Raw genomic sequence first — 11735 nt, 5'->3', positions numbered from 1 at the left:
GGCCAGGCGCGCGGCCTCGGACGGTGCGGAGCGGGCGGCCCGGTGCGCGTCGACGGAGGTGACCCGTTGCCGGTTCGTCCGGTCGGCGCCGTCGGCGAACGCGCGGGCCGCCTCGATCGCCGCGCGGGGGCGTGGGTCGCCGGGTACGGCCCGTTCGTAGACCGGCAGGACGTCCTCCGCGTGCCGGGTGACGTAGCGGGTCACGTCACGCAGCTCGTCCATGGTCAGGTCGAAGTCTCCGGTGGTCATGCCCTTGAATCGTATCGTTGAACCTTCGGTTGAGGCTTCGCACCGACCTCGGCGCTCGGCAGCGTTGGAAAGCCTCAACCGGTGGTCAGCCCCGGACGCCCCGCCGGTACGGCCCCCAGCCGACGAACCGGTCGAACAGCTCGCGCGGCGTGGGCCCGTCGTGCGGGTTGAGCCGGAACAGGTCGTGGGTGGCCTCGTGGTAGAGCCCGGACAGGTAGACGGCCAGGTCGACGGGGTGGTCGGCGTACTCGACCTTGAGCAGCAGGCGCGCCTGCGCACAGGGCCACGGCGCGCCGCATGCCCGGCACAGCCAGAGCGGCCGGATCGGCAGGTGGGCCGGGTGGTCCGGCGGGTAGGGGCGCGGCCGGTCCGGGTACGGCCCGAGCCGGGGTACGGGGAGGATCATGCGTGACAGTCTGCTGAGGAAACCACTACGCTCGGAAGTCGTCGGCGCCGACCCGGGAAGGGGTCGGGAAGCCGGCCGGTGAGCGAGGAGGACGGGTGGAGAGCGAGCCGACCGCCGAGCTGATCCGCGCCCAACTGCGGCGGCTGCGGCTCAAGGCCGAGCTGAGCCAGGAGGAGTTCGGGAGGCTCGTGCACTTCTCCAACTCGCAGGTGTCGGCGGTGGAGCTGGGCCAGCGACCGCTGGACCGGTTCTTCCTGAAGCGGGCCGACGAGGTGCTGGGCACCGGCGGGTTGCTGACGTCGCTGCTCACGCTCGCCGAGCGGGACGGCCAGCCGAGCTGGTTCCGCCCCTGGCTCGACGCCGAACGCCAGGCTCAACAGTTGCGCACCTACCAACCGACTCTGGTGCCCGGGCTGCTTCAGACCGAGAACTACGCCCGCGCGATGATCCGCACGGATGATCTGATCAGCGACGACGAGGTCGAGCGGCGGCTCGGGGTGCGACTGGATCGGCAGTCGATCCTGTCGAGCGCCGACCATCCGAAATACATCGCCGTGGTCGAGGAGTCGGTCCTGCGCCGAGCGGACGAGGGCTACCGCGGGCTGATGGTCGAGCAGATCGCGCACCTGATCGCGTGCGCCGAACGTCCGCACATCGACGTCCACATTGTTCCGACCCGCGTCACCGTGCACGTCGGCCTCGTCGGCCCGTTCGCACTCGCCCGGGGAGCGGATGGCGGGTGGGTCGGCCACCTGGAGAACCAGCTCGGCGGTGTGGTGGTCGACAACGACGAGGACGTGGCTATCCTGCTGTCCAGGTGGGAGAGCGTCCGCAGTGAGGCTCTTCCGCGCCAGCAGTCGGTCGAGCTGATGAAGGACGTGATGACCTCGTGGAGCTGACCGGCGCGGCTTGGCGCAAGTCCACCCGAAGCGGCACCCAGGGCGACTGTGTCGAGGTGGCGGACAATCTCGTCGGGGTGGTCGGTGTGCGCGACAGCAAGGACCCGACCGGGCCCGTCCTCACGTTCAGCCCGGCGGCCTGGCGTGCCTTCGTCCGGGTCAGCGGGGGCCGCGCGTCGCGCTGATCAGCACGGTGTGCTTGCGTACCCGGAAGGCGCCCTCGGCCTCGATGCGGGCGCGGACCTGGTCCCGGACGGCCGACTCCTGCGCGGCGGTGAGCGGCCCGACCATGCTGGCGAGGTAGGCGAGGACCGGCTCGACGGTGGGCACCGCCAGCTCGTCCGGGTAGCGCTCGACCGTCACGTCGCCCAGGTGGGTGGCGATCCGGGCCGGTGCCTCCTCGGCGGTGGTGCCGTCCTGGTGGAACCCGGCGGCCACGTCGGTGCGGCCGACCGCGGGACCGAGCGTGTCCAGCTCGGCGAGGTGGTCGCGGCCGTTGAGCGCCACCGCCAGCCGGCCGCCCGGGCGTAGCACCCGGGCGAACTCGCGCAGCGCGGCGTCGGGGTCGTCGAGGTGGTAGAGCATGTGGTTGGCGATCACCGCGTCGAAGACGGCGTCGGCGTAGGGCAGGCGGGCGGCGTCGCAGCGCTGCACCCGGGCCCCGGGCACCTCGCGCAGCCGGGCGCACATGGCGGGTGAGAAGTCGGTCAGGGTGAGCCGCAGCCCGGACGCGGGACGGTCCACCCGCCGCCACAGCTCACCCGTGCCGGCGCCCACCTCCAGCACGTCCCCGGCCAGCGGCAGCCGTGCACCGAGCCAGGAGAACCAGTCCTGCGGGTTCGTGCCGTAAGCGTGCAGCGCGATGCGCGCGGAGAGGTTGCCGGTCGTGGTCGCGTACTGGCTCACCGCGCGAGCCGACGGTGTGGTGGTCACCCGTCGACCGTAGACAAAGTGCTCGGTATTCAGCGTTGCTATCTACCGGTACCTAGTGCTACTTTCTACTGGTAGTCAGCGTCACTTGGTAGCGAGGAGATGACGACGTGGGCAACCAGATGACCGAGATGCTCAAGGGCACTCTCGAAGGCATCGTCCTGGCGATCCTGGCCCGCAGGTCCGCCTACGGCTACGAGATCACCGCGTGGCTGCGCGACCGCGGATTCTCGGACATCGCGGAAGGCACGATCTACGCGCTGCTCGTCCGCGTCGAGCAACGCGGCTTCGTGGACGTGGAGAAGGTTCCCTCCGAGAAGGGACCCCCGCGGAAGGTGTACTCGCTCAACGCCAAGGGGCGGGAGCAGCTCGCCGAGTTCTGGGGGACGTGGAGCGTCCTCACCGAGCGCATCGAGCAACTTCGTGACAACGACGACCGAACGGATGAAGGAGCATGAGCATGGCCGCGAAGTGGATCGAGACGCTCGTCGGATCGCTCGACCAGAAGAAGCAGTACAAGCAGCACATGGCCCGCATGGAGGCCCTGCCGGAGCCGCACCGCACCGCCGCCCAGGCGCTCCAGCGGTACTTCATGTACCAGGGCGGGATCGTCGACGGGAACACCCTCGTCACGATGCTCGGCGACTTCGTCGACCTGTGGGAGCGCGCGGCGGCCGACGGCACGCCGGTCCGCGCGATCGTCGGCGACGACCCGGTCGAGTTCGCCGAGACGTTCGTGCGGGCGTACTCGGGCCGGCAGTGGATCGACAAGGAGCGCGCACGCCTCCGGACGGCGATCGACGCCGCCGCCGGCGACACCAGCGGGGAGAAGGACGCATGACCACCGGAACGCGCGAACCCGCGATCAGCGTGCGGGGCGTCACCAAGTCCTACCGGGACCTGCACGTGCTGCGGGGCGTCGACTTCGAGGTGGCGGCGGCGAGCATCTTCGCCCTGCTCGGTTCGAACGGCGCCGGAAAGACCACGCTGGTGCGGATCCTCTCGACGCTGCTGAAGGCGGACGGCGGCACCGCGACCGTGCACGGCTTCGACGTCTCCTCGGCTCCGCGCGAGGTACGCGAGTCGATCAGCCTGACCGGTCAGTTCGCCGCCGTCGACGAGGTGCTCACCGGCCGGGAGAACCTGGTCCTGGTCGCGAAGCTCCGCCACCTGAAGAACCCCGGTGCGGTCGCCGACGACATGCTCGCCCGCTTCTCGCTCACCGACGCCGGCGCTCGCCGGGCCGGGACGTACTCGGGTGGCATGCGCCGGCGGCTCGACATCGCGATGAGCCTGGTCGGCAACCCGCCCGTCGTGTTCCTCGACGAGCCGACCACCGGCCTCGACCCGCAGGCCCGCATCGAGGTCTGGCGGACCGTGCGGCAGCTCGCCGAGGACGGCACCACCATCCTGCTGACCACCCAGTACCTGGACGAGGCCGAACACCTCGCCGACCGGATCGCGATCCTGCACGAGGGCACGATCATCCAGAACGGCACTCTCACCGAGCTGAAGCAGCTCCTGCCGCGCGCCCGGGTCGAGTACGTCGAGAAGCAGCCGACCCTCGAGGACGTCTTCCTCGCCCTCGTCGGCCACAGCGGAGGGGAATCCCGATGACCACCCACGTCCTCAGCGACACCGGCACCCTCACCGGCCGCTCCCTGCGGCACATCCTCCGCAGCCCGGACACCATCATCACCACGGCGGTCACCCCCGTCGCGCTGATGCTGCTCTTCGTGTACGTGCTGGGCGGTGCCATAGACATCGGATCCGGCGGCTCGTACATCAACTACATGCTGCCGGGCATCCTCCTCATCACGATCGCCTCCGGCATCGCCTACACGGCGTACCGCCTGTTCCTGGACATGCAGGGCGGCATCTTCGAGCGCTTCCAGTCGATGCCGATCCCGCGACCCTCGGTGCTCTGGGCGCACGTCCTGACCTCACTCGTCGCCAACCTGGCCTCGCTCGTGATCGTCACCGGCGTCGCGCTGGCCATGGGGTTCCGCACCGGGGCGTCCGTGGTGGACTGGCTCGCCGTCGCCGGCATTCTGGTCCTGTTCACCCTCGCCCTCACCTGGGTCGCCGTCATCGCGGGCCTGTCCGCCAAGACCGTCGACGGCGCGAGCGCGTTCAGCTACCCGCTGATCTTCCTGCCCTTCATCAGCTCGGCGTTCGTCCCCACCGACTCGATGCCCGGCCCGGTCGCCTGGTTCGCCGAGAACCAGCCGGTCACGTCGATCGTGAACACCCTCCGCGCGCTGTTCGCGGAGCAACCCGTCGGCAACGACATCTGGATCGCCCTCGCCTGGTGTGCCGGCCTGCTCGTCGCCGCCTACGCCGGCGCGACGGCGATCTACCGCAGGAAGGTCAGCTGACCGCTGGTACGGGAGACAGCGCCGCATCCGTGGATGCGGCGCTGTCGTCGCGTACAGGTCACCGTTCAGAGGTAGAGGCAGAACGGGTGCCCGGCCGGGTCGAGATGCACCCGCACGTCGTCCTGGGGCTGGAAGTCGGGCACGGTGGCGCCGAGCGACACCGCGTACGCCGATGCCACGTCGAGGTCGTCGACCTTGATGTCCAGGTGGAGCATCATCGGCGGGTCGCCCGGGCCCGCCGGCCAGACCGGTCGCACGTAGGCCGGCTCGTCCTGGAACGCCAGCCCGGCGCCGCCGTCCGGCGGGACGAGGACGACCCAGTCCGGCTCGTCCTCGCGGCGGGGCCAGCCGAGCATCCGCTCGTAGAAGGCGGCGAGGTCCTGTGCGGACGGTGCGTCGAGCACCGTGGTGGTCAACGAGAACCGAGGTCGCTGTGTCATGCGGCCTTCCTACCCCGACGGTACGACCGTCACCGGAACCGCCGAAGGGATCGCCCGGCCGGCGGCGATCGCCGTACGCTGCGGCCATGCTGCTGCGCATGTCGACCCTGCTGCACCGGACCCTGCGCGAGGACCCGGCCGACGCCGAGGTGGCGAGCGACCGGCTGCTGCTCCGCGCCAGCTACGTACGCCGGGCCGCGTCGGGCGGCTACGCCTGGCTGCCGCTGGGCAAGCTGGTGCTGGACCGGATCACCGCGATCGTCCGGGACGAGGTGACCGCGCTCGGCGACCAGGAGGTGCACTTCCCGACGCTGCTTCCGGCGGACCCGAAGGACGCCGGTCACCTGCCCGCGCCGACCCCCGAGGAGACGGCCGCGCTGCTGGTGAAGGACCTGCTCACCTCGTACCGGGACCTGCCGGTCACGCTGTTCGAGATCCGGACGACGTTCCGCGGCGAGGCCCGCCCCCGCGCCGGGGCGCTGCGCGGACGCGAGATGCTGACCGAGGACGGCTACTCCTTCGACCTGGACCCCGCCGGGCTCCGGGCCGCCTACGACCGCCACCGCGAGGCCTACCGGCGCGTCTTCACCCGGCTCGGACTGGACGTCACCGTGGTGCACGCGCCGGGCGGATCCGTGGCCGAGGAGTTCCTGGCCACCGCGCCGGCCGGCGAGGACACCTGGGTCGAGTGCCCGGCCTGCCACCACGCGGCCCGCGTCGAGGCCGTCGTGACCCGCGCCCCGGCGGCCGCCGACCCGGGCACGCACCCGGCCACGGAGGTGCACGACACGCCGGAGACGCCGACCATCGCGTCCCTCGTCGACCTGGCCAACACCCGCGCGCTCGCCGGCCGCACCGACTGGACGGCCGCCGACACGTTGAAGAACGTGGTGCTGACCGTCCGCCGGCCCGGGTCCGGGGAGCCCGAACTGCTGGTCGTCGGCCTCCCCGGCGACCGCGACGTCGACCTCACGCGGGTCGGGGCGGCGCTGCACCCGGCCACCGTGGCGGTCTTCGACGACTGGTCCGCGCACCCCGAGCTGGTCCGGGGCTACCTCGGGCCGCAGATCCTGGCCAAGCACGACATCCGCTACCTGGTCGACCCCCGGGTGGTCACCGGCTCCACCTGGCTGACCGGGGCCAACGAGCCGGGACGGCACGCCACCGACGTGGTGTGCGGGCGCGACTTCGTCCCCGACGGCACGATCGAGGCGGCCGAGGTGCGCCCCGGCGACCCCTGCCCGGCCTGCGACGACGGTCGGCTGACCATGCGACGGGGCATCGAGGTGGGGCACGTTCGTCAGCTCGGCCGCCGGATCACGGACGCGTTCGCCGTCGACGTGCTCGGCCCCGAGGGCAAGCCGGTCCGGCCGACCATGGGCAGCTACGGCATCGGGCTGTCGCGTGCGGTCGCCGCGGTGGCCGAGCAGCACCACGACGACCGAGGGCTGGTCTGGCCGGCCGCGGTCGCGCCCTGCGACGTACACCTGGTGGTCGCCGGCAAAGGGCCGCAGCTCGAGGCGGCGCTCGACCTCGGCGGGCGGCTGGCCGCCGCCGGCCTGCGGGTGCTGGTCGACGACCGCACCCACGTCTCCGCCGGGGTGAAGTTCACCGACGCCGAGCTGATCGGCGTCCCGCGCGCCGTCGTGGTCGGCCGCCGTCTCGCCGACGGGTACGTCGAGCTGCGCGACCGGGCCACCGGCGAGCGGACCGAACTGCCGGTGGAGGGTGTGGTGGAGCGGCTGCGCGACGAGGTGGGCGCGACGCGCCGCGACGAGGTGGGCGCGACGCGCCGCGACGGGGTGTAGCGAACGCGCCACCGGGTACCGCAGGAGGATCGACCGAGGCGTTTCGGAGGCTCTCATGTACCGCGTCAGTGACGTGATGACCAGACAGGTGGTCTACCTGCCGGCGGAAACCCCGTTGGACGAGGCGGCCCGCGTGATGAAGGAGTCGGACATCGGCGACGTGGTGGTGACCGACGGCGCCACGCTGGCCGGCATGCTGACCGACCGCGACATCGTGGTGCGGGCGGTGGCCGAGCGCGCCGACCCGGGCACCACCACCATCGGGTCGATCATCACCCGTGAGGTCGTCATGATCGAGCAGCACTGCACCGCGAACGAGGCGGCGGCGCTGATGCGCGAGCGCAACATCCGGCGGGTGCTGGTCTGCGACAACGACCGCAAGCTGGTGGGCATCGTCTCCCTCGGTGACCTGGCCATGCAGCTCGACCCCCAGTCGGCGCTCAGCGACATCAGCGAGGCCGCTCCGAACGTGTGAAAGGAGGGGCCCCTTCTTAACGCCTCCGGTAGAGGAAGGGCCCCCTCTTAACACCCCACCCGCTCGCGCCCGACGCGGCGGATAGCCTCGACCCATGCCCGAGATGCCGACCAAGCTGGCCGAGATCGTCGACGAGTTCGCCGCCGCACCGCGCGACGTCGTGCTGGAGATGCTGCTGGAGTTCGCCGACGTGATCCCGCCCCTGCCCGAGGGCGTGGACCGGGCCGAGCTGGAGCAGGTCCCCGAGTGCCAGACCGCGTTCTTCCTGCGCGCCGAGGTCAACGCGGACAAGACGGTCAGCACGCTCTTCGACTGCCCGCCGGAGGCGCCCACCACGCGGGCCTTCGCCGGCATCCTCGCCGAAGGGCTGGCCGGGGCGAGCGCCGAGGAGGTGCTGGCCGTCCCGGACGACCTCTACCAGCGGATGGGCCTGGCCCAGGCGATCAGCCCGCTCCGGGTACGCGGCGGCACCGCCATCCTGGCCCGGCTCAAGCGCCAGGTGCGGGAACAGATCGCCTGACCGGCGGGTTGTCGCTGGTCATGGAGATCGAGATCTACGCCGACGTCGTCTGCCCGTGGTGCTGGATCGGCAAGCGCCGGCTCGAACAGGCCCTGGAGTCGTACGACGGCGAGGTCACCGTCCGGTACCGGCCCTTCCAGCTCGACCCGACGCCGGTCACCGAGCCGAAGCCGCTGCTCGACGCGCTCGGTGACAAGTTCGGCGGTCGGGACAAGGCCGAGGGCATGGCCGCCCACGTCTCCCAGGTCGCTGCCGGCGCGGGTCTCGACCTGCGGTTCGACCGCGCGGTCGCGGCGAACACGTTCGACGCGCACCGGCTGGTGCGCTTCGCCACCGAGCACGGCCGCGCCGCCGAGACGGTCGAACGGCTCTACCGGGCGCACTTCCTCGACGGCCTGGACGTCGGTTCCGTCGACACGCTCGTCACGCTGGCCGGTGAGGTGGGCCTGGACGAGACCGAGGCCCGGCGCCACCTGGAGTCCAACCTCGGCCGCCGCGAGGTGGCCGCCGACCTGAGCGGTGCACACCAGCTCGGCGTCTCCAGCGTGCCGACCTTCGTGCTCGCCGGGAAGTACGCGGTGGTCGGCGCCCAGGAGCCCGAGACGCTGCTCGCCGCGCTGCGCGAGGTGGCGCAGCGCGAAGCGGCCGGGTGATGTTTCACGTGGAACAAGATCGATGCGGATGACGTCCTAGGCCGGCCTGGCCAGGTCCTCGACCACCCTCGCCCCGGGCAGCGCGCCGAGCGCCGGCCCGGGCAGGGCGATCTTGCTGTGCCGTACGCCCGATCCGATGATCACGTGTGGGGTGGCGATCACCCGCGAGTCGACCAGGATCGGCCAGTCCTCGGGCAACCCGATCGGCGTGATTCCGCCGTACTCCATGCCGGTCAGCTCCACCGCCTCGGCCATCGGCGCGAAGCTCGCCTTGCGGACGTCGAGCAGCCGGCGCACCACGCCGTTGACGTCCGCCCGGGTGGTGGCGAGCACGATGCAGGCCGCGTACCGCGTCTCGCCGCCCCGCTTGCCGGCGACCACCACGCAGTTGGCCGACTCCTCCAGCCCCACCTCGTACGCCTCGCAGAAGGCCGCCGTGTCGGCCAGCTCGGCGTCGATCGGCGCGACCAGCACCTCGTCCACGTTCACCGGAGCCTCGTCCGGCCACCGCTCCACCGCCGCGGCGACCGGCGGAGCAAGCAGGTCCAGCCGCGCCCGGGCCGGCTCGGTCTTCAGCGTCCCCATCACGGTTGCGATCCTCGCACCCGTGCCGGGCATCCGCTCGTCGGCCCCGCGGCTCAGTTGGGGTTGGTGAGGAACGCGTTCTCCTGGGCGAAGTCCCGGTTCTCGGTGGCGCCGAGCTGCCGCCGCCGCAGCACCTCGGGTCGGTTCGCCTCGGCGTCCTCGATCCCGTGCCGGACGCCGACCCGGATCACGCCGTAGAGGAAGACGAAGCCGAAGACGTAGAGCACCACGGTGGCGACGAAGACCAGCATGCGGTCACCGTAGGTCGATCCGGAGCCGACCAGGTCTCACCTTCCGCCGGTTCCCCCGTACGTGTCGGCGAGGTGATCGGCCCAGGTCCGGACACCGGTCGGGGTGGCGGTCGTGGTGAGGCCGCCGGCACGCAGCTCCCGGCCGAGCCGCCCGGGTATCCGCAGCGGGACCACCGGACGCCGCGATCCGCGGGCGGCCAGCCAGGCCCGGGCTGCCTCGTCGAAGCGGAGCACCTCCGGCCCGCCGAAGTCCTCGGTGCGGTGGGACGGTCCGGCGAGCAGCAGCACCGCGAGTCGGTCCGCGACCTCGCCGGGGTCGACCGGCTGGGCGAGCACGGCCGGGTCCCCGAACACCGGGCCGAGCCGGCTCGCGCCGCGCAGCAGGTCCGCCAGGAACCCGGGGAACTGGGTCGCCCGCAGCACGCTCCACGGCACCGGGCCGACGGCCACCACCTGCTCGGCCGCGAGCTTGTGCCGGTAGTAGCCGAGCGGCACCCGGTCCACGCCGACGATCGAGACGTACACCAGGTGGCGCACCCCCGCGTGCCCGGCGGCCACGGCCAGCCGGCGGGTGCCGAGCACGTCGATCTCGTGGGTGCGTCGACCGGGCGACGAGGCCAGGTGCAGCACGGCGTCCGTCCCGTCGACCGCCTCCGCCAACCCGGCGCCGGTGCCCAGGTCGGCGACCACCCACTCGACGCCGGCGCCGTCACGCGGCCGACGGCTCACCGCCCGAACGGTGAAACCCTCGTCCCGCAGCCGGGGCACCGCCACCCGCCCGAGTCGTCCGGTCGCCCCGGTCACCAGCACCCGCATCGCCACTCCTCCCGCCCACACCCATCCACCCGTCCACGCCCACGCGACCAGCCACAGCCCGGCCAGCCGGCCGATCTGCGCCCTCATCCGCCGGCCGACGGTCCTTCGGGCGCGAGGGATGGACGGGACGCCGGTCCGGATCGTGACAGCCCGTCGGACCACCGCCGGTTCGATCCGTGTGGTGTCACTCCCCACCCGATCCTGCGCCACCCGACAACTCCCGCGGCCCGAATCGGTCCGCACGATCCCATCCACCGGCTGGCCTCGACGCCGCCCCCGTCGTTGACCAAGGAGTTTCGGTCAGCAGGCGGCCGGAATGCCGACGCGAACTCCGTGATCACAGCTTCCGAAGAAGCGGTCGTCCGAAGAGCGATATACCTCAGCGTCATATTTATGCCGCTGAGTCATATCGCTCTTGGCGGGAGGTCCGACCAGTGGGCGTTACGGAGCGTGGCTGGCTCATGCAGGGGGTCGGTACCTGACCCGTCCCCGGCATCCGGGTCGGTCCGAAGGCTGGGGACGCACGCCCCGAGCGCCGGTCACGCGACGCCGGGCTCGAAGCCCGAACGGGACGGTCAGCCGGCCGGGCGAGGGACCACGCGGCCGGCGAGAAGCAGGCCGAGCAGGCCACAGCCGGCCGCGACCGCCAGCGTGCTCGCGTAGCTCACCGGACCGGGCGACGAGCCGGCGGCCAGGACGGCACCGGTCAGCGCGAGCACGACGGCGGCGGCCAACGAGTCGCCCAGTTGCAGCGCCGAGCTGTTCCGGCCCTGCTCGGCCGGGGCGGACAACTCCAGGGTGAGCACCGACAGCGAGGGATAGAGCAGGCCCATCCCGAGCCCGGCGACCGACCAGGCGAGCACCGCCGGCGCGACCGGCACCCCCGGCAGCAGGGCTGACGTGACGCCGGCCGTGCCGACGGCGATGCAGGCCAGGCCGGCCCGGGGCAGGCTGGCCGCCGAGCGGGGCGCGGGGATCCGGCCCTGGATCCACGACCCCACCGACCAGGAGAGCGCACCGACGGTCAGCACCAGCCCGGCGCCGGTCGGTGAGAACCCGCGCTCCCGGGAGAGCATCAGCGGGATCACCACCTCCGCGCCGACGAAGGCCGCCGAGGCCAACCCACGCAGCCCGATCACCGTCGGCAGTCCGCGCGCCGCCCGCAGGAAGCCCGCCGGCAGCAGACGCGGCACGCAGACGAGCAAGCCGATCAATGCCGCGCCGATCAGGCCGGCGGCGAGCACGCCGCGCTGCTGCCCCCCGTGGTGCAGCAGTGCGGCGCTCACCCCCGCCCCACAGGCCCAGCCGATCCGCGCCGGCGCGCC

18 protein-coding genes are annotated in these 11735 nt (G+C 72.2%); 10 read left to right on the top strand and 8 right to left on the bottom strand.

Features of this window, described 5'->3' with window-relative positions; genetic code table 11:
* Together HUW36_RS15145 and HUW36_RS15140 are read right to left on the bottom strand one after the other, a co-directional pair.
* A partial coding sequence (locus HUW36_RS15145; RefSeq protein WP_343044327.1) for a putative immunity protein occupies nt 1–249 on the bottom strand: 249 nt, incomplete at its 3' end.
* 85 nt (nt 250–334) lie between these two features.
* The gene (locus HUW36_RS15140) at nt 335–655 is read right to left on the bottom strand and encodes a hypothetical protein (protein ID WP_174528753.1); all 321 of its coding nucleotides are present in this window, start codon (nt 653–655) and stop codon (nt 335–337) included.
* Between the two features lie 95 nt (nt 656–750).
* On the opposite strand from HUW36_RS15140, the gene HUW36_RS15135 reads away from it, so the two are divergent.
* Nucleotides 751–1554 carry a helix-turn-helix domain-containing protein gene (locus tag HUW36_RS15135; protein WP_174528752.1) on the top strand — a complete coding sequence of 268 codons (804 nt, stop codon included), beginning with the start codon at nt 751–753 and terminating at the stop codon, nt 1552–1554.
* Nucleotides 1545–1739: a DUF397 domain-containing protein gene (locus HUW36_RS15130; protein WP_174528751.1), complete on the top strand. Its 195-nt coding sequence runs from the start codon at nt 1545–1547 to the stop codon at nt 1737–1739. The genes HUW36_RS15135 and HUW36_RS15130 overlap by 10 nt, the downstream gene beginning before the upstream one ends.
* Here the strand turns inward: HUW36_RS15130 and HUW36_RS15125 are convergent.
* Nucleotides 1714–2487, bottom strand: a complete 774-nt coding sequence (locus HUW36_RS15125; protein WP_174528750.1) for a class I SAM-dependent methyltransferase — start codon at nt 2485–2487, stop codon at nt 1714–1716. The two genes, HUW36_RS15130 and HUW36_RS15125, sit on opposite strands and share 26 nt — an antisense overlap.
* A 107-nt stretch (nt 2488–2594) precedes the next feature.
* Here HUW36_RS15125 and HUW36_RS15120 point away from each other — a divergent pair, with 107 nt between their 5' ends.
* From HUW36_RS15120 to HUW36_RS15105, 4 genes are read left to right on the top strand one after another with little or no spacing between them, the layout of a single operon-like run.
* Nucleotides 2595–2942, top strand: coding sequence for a PadR family transcriptional regulator (locus HUW36_RS15120; RefSeq protein ID WP_174528749.1), 348 nt, complete (start codon nt 2595–2597; stop codon nt 2940–2942).
* 2 nt (nt 2943–2944) lie between these two features.
* Complete coding sequence (locus HUW36_RS15115; protein ID WP_174528748.1) at nt 2945–3325, top strand: DUF1048 domain-containing protein; 381 nt, start codon at nt 2945–2947, stop codon at nt 3323–3325.
* Nucleotides 3322–4101 (top strand): ABC transporter ATP-binding protein, encoded by a 780-nt coding sequence (locus tag HUW36_RS15110; RefSeq protein WP_174528747.1) that lies wholly within the window; start codon nt 3322–3324, stop codon nt 4099–4101. Before HUW36_RS15115 ends, HUW36_RS15110 begins: the two co-directional genes overlap by 4 nt.
* The gene (locus HUW36_RS15105; RefSeq protein WP_174528746.1) at nt 4098–4862 is read left to right on the top strand and encodes an ABC transporter permease; all 765 of its coding nucleotides are present in this window, start codon (nt 4098–4100) and stop codon (nt 4860–4862) included. Before HUW36_RS15110 ends, HUW36_RS15105 begins: the two co-directional genes overlap by 4 nt.
* Before the next feature lie 65 nt (nt 4863–4927).
* On the opposite strand, the gene HUW36_RS15100 is transcribed toward HUW36_RS15105, so the two are convergent.
* A complete protein-coding gene (locus HUW36_RS15100; RefSeq protein ID WP_174528745.1) occupies nt 4928–5302 on the bottom strand; it encodes a VOC family protein in 375 nt (124 codons plus the stop codon).
* Nucleotides 5303–5388: 86 nt separating this feature from the next.
* Here HUW36_RS15100 and HUW36_RS15095 point away from each other — a divergent pair, with 86 nt between their 5' ends.
* From HUW36_RS15095 to HUW36_RS15080, 4 genes are all read left to right on the top strand, one after another.
* Complete coding sequence (locus tag HUW36_RS15095; protein WP_174528744.1) at nt 5389–7110, top strand: proline--tRNA ligase; 1722 nt, start codon at nt 5389–5391, stop codon at nt 7108–7110.
* Nucleotides 7111–7165: 55 nt separating this feature from the next.
* On the top strand, nt 7166–7585 hold the full coding sequence (locus HUW36_RS15090; RefSeq protein ID WP_174528743.1) for a CBS domain-containing protein: 420 nt from the start codon (nt 7166–7168) through the stop codon (nt 7583–7585).
* A gap of 94 nt (nt 7586–7679) precedes the next feature.
* A complete protein-coding gene (locus HUW36_RS15085) occupies nt 7680–8105 on the top strand; it encodes a SufE family protein (RefSeq protein ID WP_174528742.1) in 426 nt (141 codons plus the stop codon).
* A gap of 20 nt (nt 8106–8125) precedes the next feature.
* On the top strand, nt 8126–8758 hold the full coding sequence (locus HUW36_RS15080) for a DsbA family oxidoreductase (protein ID WP_174528741.1): 633 nt from the start codon (nt 8126–8128) through the stop codon (nt 8756–8758).
* 36 nt (nt 8759–8794) lie between these two features.
* Here HUW36_RS15080 and HUW36_RS15075 read toward each other — a convergent pair whose 3' ends face one another.
* From HUW36_RS15075 to HUW36_RS15060, 4 genes are all read right to left on the bottom strand, one after another.
* Complete coding sequence (locus HUW36_RS15075; protein ID WP_174528755.1) at nt 8795–9343, bottom strand: YbaK/EbsC family protein; 549 nt, start codon at nt 9341–9343, stop codon at nt 8795–8797.
* A 53-nt stretch (nt 9344–9396) separates the two neighbouring features.
* Complete coding sequence (locus HUW36_RS15070) at nt 9397–9594, bottom strand: hypothetical protein (protein ID WP_091567555.1); 198 nt, start codon at nt 9592–9594, stop codon at nt 9397–9399.
* Between the two features lie 36 nt (nt 9595–9630).
* A complete protein-coding gene (locus tag HUW36_RS15065) occupies nt 9631–10497 on the bottom strand; it encodes an SDR family oxidoreductase (RefSeq protein ID WP_246248182.1) in 867 nt (288 codons plus the stop codon).
* Nucleotides 10498–10985: 488 nt separating this feature from the next.
* Nucleotides 10986–11735: MFS transporter (locus HUW36_RS15060; protein WP_484502590.1), on the bottom strand; the 750-nt coding region annotated here is incomplete at its 5' end.

The sequence above is a fragment of the Micromonospora maritima genome (genome assembly GCF_902825405.1).
GTDB lineage: Bacteria > Actinomycetota > Actinomycetes > Mycobacteriales > Micromonosporaceae > Micromonospora > Micromonospora maritima.
Note: the sequence above shows the minus strand (reverse complement) of the source record. Positions and strands in the feature narration are given on the sequence as shown.